Annotated in this window: 7 protein-coding genes and 1 pseudogene; all 8 read left to right on the top strand. The window is 66.8% G+C overall.

Features of this window, described 5'->3' with window-relative positions; translation table 11 throughout:
* On the top strand, positions 1-1,123 hold a 1,123-nt coding region (locus tag ABNX41_RS20900; RefSeq protein ID WP_438671628.1), incomplete at its 5' end, for an aldo/keto reductase.
* Between the two features lie 256 nt (positions 1,124-1,379).
* Positions 1,380-2,465, top strand: a complete 1,086-nt coding sequence (locus ABNX41_RS20895) for an efflux RND transporter periplasmic adaptor subunit (RefSeq protein ID WP_438671627.1) — start codon at positions 1,380-1,382, stop codon at positions 2,463-2,465.
* Positions 2,462-5,581 carry an efflux RND transporter permease subunit gene (locus tag ABNX41_RS20890; RefSeq protein ID WP_438671626.1) on the top strand — a complete coding sequence of 1,040 codons (3,120 nt, stop codon included), beginning with the start codon at positions 2,462-2,464 and terminating at the stop codon, positions 5,579-5,581. The genes ABNX41_RS20895 and ABNX41_RS20890 overlap by 4 nt, the downstream gene beginning before the upstream one ends.
* 253 nt (positions 5,582-5,834) lie before the next feature.
* Positions 5,835-6,317, top strand: a complete 483-nt coding sequence (locus ABNX41_RS20885) for a Spy/CpxP family protein refolding chaperone (protein WP_438671625.1) — start codon at positions 5,835-5,837, stop codon at positions 6,315-6,317.
* Between the two features lie 121 nt (positions 6,318-6,438).
* Entirely contained in the window at positions 6,439-6,972 is a 534-nt protein-coding gene (locus tag ABNX41_RS20880; protein ID WP_438671624.1) for a cytochrome b, read from the top strand.
* A 9-nt stretch (positions 6,973-6,981) separates the two neighbouring features.
* Complete coding sequence (locus ABNX41_RS20875; protein ID WP_438671623.1) at positions 6,982-7,677, top strand: response regulator; 696 nt, start codon at positions 6,982-6,984, stop codon at positions 7,675-7,677.
* 3 nt (positions 7,678-7,680) lie between these two features.
* A complete protein-coding gene (locus tag ABNX41_RS20870) occupies positions 7,681-8,889 on the top strand; it encodes a HAMP domain-containing sensor histidine kinase (protein ID WP_438671622.1) in 1,209 nt (402 codons plus the stop codon).
* A 102-nt stretch (positions 8,890-8,991) separates the two neighbouring features.
* Positions 8,992-9,225: pseudogene (locus ABNX41_RS20865) on the top strand (IS110 family transposase); the annotation flags it as partial.
* Positions 9,226-9,621 lie beyond the last annotated feature (396 nt).

The following is a 9,621-nucleotide window of genomic DNA, read 5'->3' as shown; positions in this document are numbered from 1 at the left end:
CATTCCGGACTATCCGGGGCGCGACCGCTTCAGGGGGTTCCAGCTTAACACCCGGGATATCGCACCGCCGAGGCCTACGCCGGACAGCACGTCGTCAAGGACCTCGATTTCGGCATCCATCTTCATCGACACCGCCGACGCCTACAGCGATGACGAATCCGAAGTCATCGTCGGCAAGGCCCTCAAGGGTAGGCGCGACGAGGCCGTGCTCGCCACCAAAGCGGCTGTGCCGATGGGCGAGGATCCGAACATGCGCGGCGGCTCGCGGCGCTGGATCACGCGCGCGGTCGAGGGGTCGCTCCGGCGATTGCAGACCGACCATATCGACCTATACCAGATCCACCGGCCCTCGCCCGACACCGATGTGGAGGAAACGCTGTCGTTGCTCACCGACCTGATGCGGGCGGGCAAGATCCGCGCCTTCGGCGCCTCGACCGTCCCGGCCTCCGATATCATCCAGGCGCAATGGACCGCCGAGCGCCGCGGGCTGGCGCGCTTACGCACCGAACAGCCGCCCTATTCGATCCTCAACCACTCGATCGAGCGCGAGGTGCTCCCGGCCTGCCAGCGCTATGGCATGGGCGTTCTGGCGTGGAGCCCGCTGGCCAAGGGCATGCTCACCGGCAAGTACCGCAGGGGCGCGCCGCAGCCCGACACGCTGCGCGCGAAATTCTTCCCCAAGGCGATGTCCGACGAAGGCAGCCTGAACGCGGTCGAGGAACTGATTCCGCTCGCGGAAGACGTCGGCATCCCGCTGATGCACATGGCGCTCGCCTTCGTGGTGGCGCATCCCGCGCTCAGCGCGGCGATCATCGGCCCGCGCACCATGGAGCAGCTCGACGGCCCGCTCGCCGACGCGGAGGTGGTGCTGGGCGACGACGTCCTCGACCGGATCGACGAGATCGTGCCGTTCGATGGCCTGAAAGAGCCGAGAAGGCTCACCCAGGAGTCCAGCATTAGCAGGCTGCTGAAAAAGGCGTGGCGCAGCACAGTCTTGCGCATGATGCCGGAAAATAGGTCTGTGAACGCCCAAAAATTCGCGTATTTCGGAGCATTTTTAGGGAATACAAGGAGGATTTCCTCCGTAATTCTGGCTGAAAATACTTTTTCAGCAGCCTGTTAGGGGCAAGTTCAGCTCTTCAGGGCAGGCAAGATATCATGGCGTCGGTGCGGGCGCTCTCGCTCATGCCTGACGCAGCTTAACATATCTTAACATTCCGGGGGCACGACAGAAACACTTTGCGCCCATCCTGTCCTGGTCTTGTCAGGCCCTGAGCTTCGCAAGAGCAGCCTGGCAAGCCGTGTTTCCTCACTATGACGGGTCGGCATGACCATCGTTCATTTGACTCGTGGGGCGCGTCCCGCCGGAAAATCGGAATATGCGACAGACCAGAATTCTCACCGGCATGCTTCTCGGCGGCTCTCTTGCCCTTTCTGCTGCAGCCATCTCGCAAGAAGCCGCTCCGGCGACTGTTGCGGCCCTGTCCGTCGCCGTGGCTGTTCCGGGTCTCGACCTCTGGCCGGATGTCATCGCTGCGAGCGGAGCTCTTGTCGCCCGCGACGAGACCATTATCGGCGTGGAGGCCGGCGGGTTGCGGCTGACCGCAGTCCATGTCGAGCCGGGCAGCGTCGTCGAGCGCGGGGATCTGCTGGCGGAACTGGAGACTGCGGACATCCTCAACGAGATTTCCCGGCTGGAGGCCGTCGTGCTCTCCGCCGAGGCAGCATTCGATCTGGCCGTCGCCAATGCCGAACGCGGGCAGGGGCTGACCAGAACGGGCACGATCTCGCACCAGCAGGCCCTGGAATACGAGATTGCAGAACGTCGCGCGCGGTCGGATCTACAGGCGGCTCAGGCCACGCTGGCGACAAGCCGGCTCACTCTCGCCCGGACGCGGATCGTGGCTCCCGAAGCGGGCGTGATCTCTTCGCGCAGCGCCGAGGCCGGAGCCATCGCCCCGGCGGGGCAGGAACTGTTCCGGCTGATCCGCAGGGGACAGATCGACTGGCGGGCCGAACTTCCCGCGACGCGGCTCGGCGCGCTGCGCGAAGGCACCGATGTCGAGGTCTTCCTGCCCTCCGGCCCTGTCGCCGGTCAGGTCCGGCGTATCGAGCCGGTGGCCTCCGTCACGAACGCGCGCGTCGTGGTGCATGTCGGGCTTTCGGTTTCTGGGCTGCCCGCCGACCTCCGGACCGGCCTTCTGGCCAATGGCCGGTTCATCGCCGGCCGGCGGGAGGCGTTGCATGTCCCCGAAGGCGCGGTGCTGATGCGCGACGGCTTCTCGTATCTCTATGTCCTCGCCGGAACCATCGTCGAACGCCGCCGGGTCGAGACCGGACGGCGGCAGGACGAACGGGTCGAGATCGTCTCGGGCCTCGAACGGGAAGAACAGGTGGTTCAGGCGGGCGGCGCCTTTCTGACGGACGGCGCCACAGTGCGGGTGGTGGTGGAGCCGCCGCAATGAACTTTTCCGCCTGGGCGATCCGTAACCCCGTTCCCCCGATCCTGCTGTTCATCCTGCTGACCATCACCGGACTGATGGCCTTCCAGCGGCTCGACGTGCAGAATTTTCCCGACATGGACCTGCCCACGATCAGCGTCAGCGCCAGGCTCGACGGTGCGGCGGCGGCGCAGATGGAAACCGAGGTGGCGCGCCCGATCGAGGATGCGCTGACCGGGCTCGCCCTGCTCGATTCCGTACGCACGACGGTCAGCGACGGATCGGTGAAGATCACGGTGGCCTTTCAGGTCGGCAAGGATCCGCAGGTCGCGCTCGACGAGGTGAGAAGCGCCGTCGATCAGACGCAATCCGACCTGCCGGCCGAGATGGATGCGCCTTCGGTGACGAAGCAGACGCTCAATGCCGCGCCGCTGGTCACCTTCACCGTGGCCTCCGACCGGCTCGACGAAGCGGAACTGTCATGGTTCATCGACAACCAGGTCGCGCGCGCACTGATGGCCGTCGATGGCGTGGGAGAGGTCAGCCGTCTGGGGGGCGTCGACCGCGAGATCCGGGTGGAACTCGATGCGGCCCGGATCGCGGGCTTCGGGCTTACGGTCGGGGATGTGAACGCGCGCCTCGTCGCGGTGCAGGCAGATTTTTCGGGTGGCGCGATCCGCATCGGCGGCGGCCATCAAACCGTGCGCACCCTGGCTGCGGCCCGATCGGTCGAAGAGCTGCGCGCCCTGCCGCTGCCGCTGCCCGATGGCGACTGGGTGCGGCTCGACGAGATCGGCTCCGTCACCGACAGCCATGCCGAGCGCGCATCGCTGGCCTGGCTGAACGGCAGGCCGGTGATTGCGGTGCAGGTCAAGCGCCTGAACGGCTATTCCGACCTCGCCGTTGCGGAGGATGTCCGGGCGGCGATGGCGGATTTCGCCGACCGCAACCCGCAGGCCGACATCACCGAGGCCTATGATACGGTCGCGCCGACCGCGCAGAACTACCATGCCTCGATGATCATGCTTTACGAGGGCGCGCTGATCGCGGTGGTGGTGGTCTTCCTGTTCCTGCGCGACTGGCGGGCGACCTTCCTCGCTGCGGTAGCGCTGCCGCTGTCCATCATCCCGACCTTTCTCGTGATGGACTGGCTCGGCTATTCGCTGAACATGATCACGCTTCTGGCGCTGTCGCTGGTGGTCGGCATCCTCGTCGACGATGCGATCGTCGAGGTCGAGAACATCGAGCGCCATCTGAACATGGGAAAATCTCCCCACGACGCGGCGATGGAGGCCTCGGACGAGATCGGCCTCGCGGTGATCGCGACCACCTTCACGCTGGTCGCGGTGTTCCTGCCCACGGCCTTCATGGGCGGCGTACCGGGCATCGTGTTCCGGCAGTTCGGCATCACCGCCTCGGTCGCGGTGCTGGCCTCGCTGATGGTGGCGCGGCTCCTGACACCGATGATGGCGGCCTACCTCATGCGCACCGCCGGGGCACGGCGGGAAAAGCCCGATGGCATGGTCATGCGCCGATACCTGGGGCTGGTGCGCGGGGCGCTTCGGCGCAGATGGGTGCCGGTTCTGGGGGTGATCGTCTTCTTCGCCTTCACCCTCGCGCTGGCGGGTCAGTTGACCACCGCCTTCTTCCCGGCCTCGGACAACAGCCAGACCCAGATCACGCTCACAGCCCCGCCCGGCGCCTCGATCGAAACCACCGATGCGGCAGCGCGTGCGGCCGCCGGGCTGCTTGCGGGCCGCGACCATGTGACCTCGATCTTCCAGGCAACGGGATCGGCGTCAATCGGGGGTGGCGGGCCGATGGGTGGCGGCAGCACGGAGGCGGTCACCTCGGCCACCCTGGTCGTAAACCTTACGCCGACAGACGACCGCGACGTGACTCAATCCACCATCGAGGCCGACCTGCGCCGCGCGCTGGAGGCGATCCCGGGCGTGCGCATCTCGCTCGGCGGCGGCGGCAACGGCACAGAGCTGCAGCTCACCCTCGCGGGAGACGATGCGGCGGTACTGGAGCAGGCTGCGGCCCGGCTGGAATCCGAAGCGCGCGGGATCAGCGGTATCGGCAGTATCAGGTCATCGGCGGCGTTGCTGACACCCGAGATCGTCATTACGCCCGATCTCGCCCTGGCGGCCTCGCTCGGTGTGACGCCGCAGGCGATTTCCGAGGCGGTGAGGCTCGCCACGGCGGGCGGCTATGACGCCAGCCTCGCCAGGCTCGACCTGCCGGAGCGGCAGGTGCCGATCCGCGTCATGCTCGCCGAGGAAAACCGCCGCTCGTTCGAGGCGCTGTCGCTGATCCCGGTGGCAAGGGATATCACGCTCGGTACCGTGGCCGACATCGCCTTCGGTGCGGCATCCGGCGAGATCGCGCGCCTCGACTGCGCCCGCAACGTGACCCTCACGGTGGAACTGAACGGACGCAACCTCACGGAAGTGATGGCGGCTGTCGAAGCCCTGCCCGCCTGGCAGAACCTGCCCGAAGGGGTGCGTTTCGTCGAACAGGGCGATCTGAAACGACAGAGCGAGCTGTTCGCGGGTTTCGCCACCGCGATGGCGATCGGCATCTTCTGCATCTATGCGGTGCTCGTCCTCCTGTTCCACGATTTCCTGCAACCGCTGACGATTCTGATGGCGCTTCCCCTGTCGCTGGGCGGCGCGATCCTGCCCCTGGTCATGACCGGCATGGACTTTTCCATGCCCGCGGTCATCGGGCTGCTGTTGCTGATGGGAATCGCGTCGAAGAACTCGATCCTCCTCGTCGAATACGCGATCGAGGCACAACGGCGCGGCATGAGCCGGTTCGACGCGCTGATCGACGCCTGTCACAAGCGCGCCCGGCCCATCGTGATGACCACCGTTGCCATGGCGAGCGGCATGGTGCCGGCGGCGCTGAGCCTCGTCGAGGGAGACCCGGGCTTCCGTCAGCCGATGGGAGTGGTGGTGATCGGCGGACTGATCACCTCGACGCTTCTGAGCCTTGTGGTCATTCCTGTCGTCTTCACCTTCGTCGACGATTTCGCCGCTGTCTTCCGCAGGAAACCCCTCGGACCGGCGCCGGAATCGCTCCTTGAGGCGGCGCCCGTGGCAGAGCGCCTTCCCGAGCGCCGCAGGGTCGCGTGAAGAAGGAATCCCATCACCCCGTTCTCTCATGCCTGCCGCTGGCCAATGGGCTTCGTTCCCGTCGCGTCGATCCCGGTCATGGCCCGGATTGCCGTCCCGTGGGCGGGCGGTCTGGCCGATCCACGTCGGCCTGCCGAAGGGTTTGGCACGCGGGCTTCACAATTCTTTACATGGCGCGGGAGCGGGAGAAAAACGGGTGCCCCATCCTTGCTTCATCGCGGCGCTGAAGCCGCTGGCGAGAAGGAGAGAAAAGATGGAAAATACCCCCACCGGACACGGTATTCGCAAATACGTTATCGGCGGCATGGTTGCGGTGCTGGCGCTCGGCGCCATCGGGATCACCGGCGCGGTCCAGGCGAACGGCTTCCGTGGCCACGGGTTCGGCCCTTTCGGCGGCTTTGGTCTGGAACGCGCGCTGAGATCGGTCGAAGTGACGGACGGCCAGCGCGACGGGATATGGGCCATCATCGACGGCGCCCGGAGCGACATCCGCCCGATGCTTCGCGGCATGGAGGTCCGGCGCGAGGCGCTGGAAGGTCTGCTGACAGCCGAGGTGATCGACCGCGCCGCCGTCGAGACCCTGCGCCTGGAAACCCTCGCAAGCGCCGATGCCGTCTCGGCCCGGGCGACCGAGGCGCTGCTCGATGCAGCCGAGTTGCTCACGCAACAGCAACGCGCCGGGCTTGTCGAGCTGCGCGGCAGCTTCCGTCCCGGCTTCGGCCCCGGGCGCAACTGATCGCGCCGGTGCTGGCGTGTCCGCAGGACCTGCGGACACGCCCCCCGTCTCCCACCGGCCCCGTCTGCTCGGGTCGGAGCCTTCCCGATGTCGCCAGACCGTCTTCCAAAGAGTTCCGGCCATGATGAAAAGCACCTCCGACCGCTATGGCGCCGTTGCCGTCACCCTCCACTGGCTCAGCGCCTTCGGCATTCTCGCCCTGCTCGCCACCGGCTTCCGCGCCGCCGATGCGCCCGACCCGGCCGCCCTGTTGCGCCTGCATGTGCCGCTCGGCATCGCCGTTCTGGCACTGACGGTGTTCCGCGTTGTCTGGTGGCTTGCCCTCGACCGCAAGCCCGCCCCGATCGCGAATACGCTCGCCGGGCAGGAACGCCTCGCCCGAGGCGTTCATCTCGCCTTCTACATCGTGCTCTTCGGCATGTTCGGCAGCGGCATCGCGCTGATGGCGATGAGCGGCGCGGGCGCGGTGCTGTTCGGCGGCGGACCCCTGCCCGACTTTTCGGCCTATGGCCCGCGCGCGCCGCACGGGATCGGGGCCATGCTTCTGATCGCGCTGCTGATCGCCCATGTCGCCGCGGCGCTCTATCACGCCCTCATCCGCCGCGACGCGATCTTCCGGCGGATGTGGTATGGCAAGGGCAAGAGGGCGGACTGAGGATATGCCATGACGGAGAGGATCCTGATCATCGATGACGACACGCGGCTCTCCGCCATGCTGCGCGACTATCTTCGCGCAAATGGCTACGGGGTGCGGGCCGCCGCCACGGCATCGGCGGGGCTCGCGGATCTGGCCCGCGACCCGGCGGATGCGGTGATCCTCGACGTGATGCTGCCCGATCTCGACGGATTCGAGGTGCTGAAGCGCATTCGCGCCGGGTCCGACGTGCCCGTGCTGATGCTGACGGCGAAGGGCGAGGAGACCGACCGGATCGTCGGCCTGGAGATCGGCGCCGACGACTACCTTCCCAAACCCTTCAGCCCGCGCGAGCTGCTGGCCCGGCTGCGCGCCATCCTGCGCCGCCGCGCGGGTCCTGCCACACCCGGCGTGCTTCGTTTCGGCCGGCTGGAGATCGATCCCGGCTCGCGCGCCGCCCGGCTGAACGGCAAGCCCTGCGACATCACCGGCCACCAGTTCGACATCCTGCTGGCGCTGGCCGAAAGCGCGGGCCGCATCCTCAGCCGTGATCAGCTCCTGGACCGTGTGAAGGGAATCGAAGCCGATGCCTTCGACCGTTCGGTCGATGTCCACATCTCGCGCATCCGGGCGTCGATCGAGGACGATCCGAAACATCCTCGCCGCATCGTCACGGTGCGCGGCGCAGGCTATGTCTTTGCCCGCCGGCAGGACGACGAAGGCTGAAGGATGCGCGCAAGGCTGTTCCTGAAAATCTACCTGACGGTTCTGGGCGCCATCGCGGTGCTGGCGGTGACCGGGATCGCGACCATCGCGCTGTTCGTGGACCGCGAGGATCGCGGCTGGTTCCGCCAGCGCGCCGAACTGCTGGCCGCGACCCTCTCGGGCGCGGAAGATCCGCAAGCGGTTCTGGACAGGATAGGTCCGGCCAGCCATGCCGTCATCGAATTTCGGGATGCGGCCGGGAATCTGGTCGCCGTCCATGACGCCGGAACCGGCGATCCGGCGCGAGCCCGCCCCGTGACAGTTGCCCTGCCGGATGGCGGTACGCTGACCGCACGGTTTTCGGTCCCCTTCAGCCCGCCCGGCAATCCGCTTCTGGTGCTGGTTCTGGTTGCAGGCCTGACCGCGCTGGCCGCATGGCCCGTGGTGCGCAACCTGACCCGGCGCCTCGAGCGGCTGCGCCAGGGTGTCGAGACCTGGGGCGGGGGCGATCTCGCGCTGCGGGTCCCTGTCGAAGGAAACGACGAGATCGCTGCCGTGGCATCCAGCTTCAACCGCGCCGCGGTTCAGGTCGAGGCGCTGATCCGGTCGAACCGCGCCTTGCTGGCCAATGCCAGTCACGAGCTGCGCTCGCCGCTCGCCCGGCTGCGCATGGCGGTGGACCTTTCCGAGTCCGATCCCTCGCCCGCGCGCCGTGACGAGATCGCCCGCAACCTGACCGAACTCGACGATCTGGTCGGCGAGATCCTGCTCTCCAGCCGCCTGACGCATGCCATGCCTTCCGAGCCGTTCCGGCCTCTGGACCTGCTGGCGCTGGCGGCGGAAGAGGCTGCGCGGGCCGGGCTGGAGGTTTCCGGCGCCCCGGTCGAGGTGCCGGGCGATGAACGCCTGCTGTCGCGGGCCGTCCGTAACCTGATCCAGAACGCCTTGCGCCACGGCATGCCGCCGGTCGAGATCACCGTTGGAAGGCGCGACGACATGGCCGATCTGGTTGTCCGGGATCACGGCCCCGGCATCCCGGCGGAAGATATGCACCGCATCTTCGAGCCCTTCTATCGCCCCGGCGGGCATGGCGAGGCGGCCGGTGGCTGGGGCCTTGGCCTTGCCCTCGTTCAGCAGATAGGCGAGCATCACGGCGGAGCCGTGCGCTGTGAGGCATCCGGAGAAACCGGCACGGTATTCGTGCTCAGCTTGCCACTGCTGTCGGACACATAATCAAAAAAGAACATCCTGTGTTACGACCCTGATGGTGTGACCGCCCCCGACGGCCTCTGTGTGCCGAGGTGGGTCTGCGAGGATCCACATAGGAGAGCGGTCATGTCGGAGATTATCACTGTCGGGCTCGATCTGGCGAAGAATGCTTTTCAGGTCCATGGGGCTGACGCTTCGGGGCGGGCGTAATTGCGCAAGAAGCTGAGGCGGGATCAAGTGCTGGCCTTTTTCAGCCAGTTGCGGCCCTGTGTTGTCGCGATGGAAGCCTGCGGTGGTGCCCACTATTGGGGCCGCGAGATCAGCAAGCTTGGCCATGACCTGCGGCTGATCCCTCCCGCTTAAACGGTTTCACCGCGCTCGGAACACCCATCACTGAGGCGGCAGGATAGGTCTGCGCGGGGATAAGGGGGGGGCTACGACCCTCGGCCGATTTGGGCAACAGAGTCCAATGATGTTCAAAAGTCCCATGTGGATCACTCCATTGCCCCCGCCGCTCAACGCTTTGGGGGAAGGTTCATATGGCTTTATTCGAGGCGGAAATTACCCGCCTGACCGGCTCAGCTCTGGGTGGAAATCAACAGGCCGGGTTCCGAAAGCCGGACAGGCCTGGGACACCGGCCAGATTCCGGCGGTTCGCCACCCGGCGCCGTCCCGGGCCCGGCAAGACCTGACCGGGGCCCGACCGGGGCCGACCTTGCCCGCCCATCGGGGGCGGTTGCGGGCGGAATCGAGGCC

Origin of the sequence: Pseudogemmobacter sonorensis, assembly GCF_042762395.1 — a bacterium.
Lineage (GTDB): Bacteria > Pseudomonadota > Alphaproteobacteria > Rhodobacterales > Rhodobacteraceae > Pseudogemmobacter > Pseudogemmobacter sonorensis.
The sequence above is the reverse complement of the archived record's forward strand: the minus strand, read 5'-3'. Positions and strand labels throughout refer to the sequence as shown.

Excerpts from the sequence above, each read along its gene's own strand:
- ABNX41_RS20895 (WP_438671627.1), top strand. The coding sequence starts at position 1,380 with ATGCGACAGACCAGAATTCTCACCGGCATGCTTCTCGGCGGCTCTCTT.
- ABNX41_RS20875 (WP_438671623.1), top strand. The coding sequence starts at position 6,982 with ATGACGGAGAGGATCCTGATCATCGATGACGACACGCGGCTCTCCGCC.
- ABNX41_RS20880 (WP_438671624.1), top strand. The coding sequence starts at position 6,439 with ATGATGAAAAGCACCTCCGACCGCTATGGCGCCGTTGCCGTCACCCTC.
- ABNX41_RS20885 (WP_438671625.1), top strand. The coding sequence starts at position 5,835 with ATGGAAAATACCCCCACCGGACACGGTATTCGCAAATACGTTATCGGC.
- ABNX41_RS20890 (WP_438671626.1), top strand. The coding sequence starts at position 2,462 with ATGAACTTTTCCGCCTGGGCGATCCGTAACCCCGTTCCCCCGATCCTG.
- ABNX41_RS20870 (WP_438671622.1), top strand. The coding sequence starts at position 7,681 with ATGCGCGCAAGGCTGTTCCTGAAAATCTACCTGACGGTTCTGGGCGCC.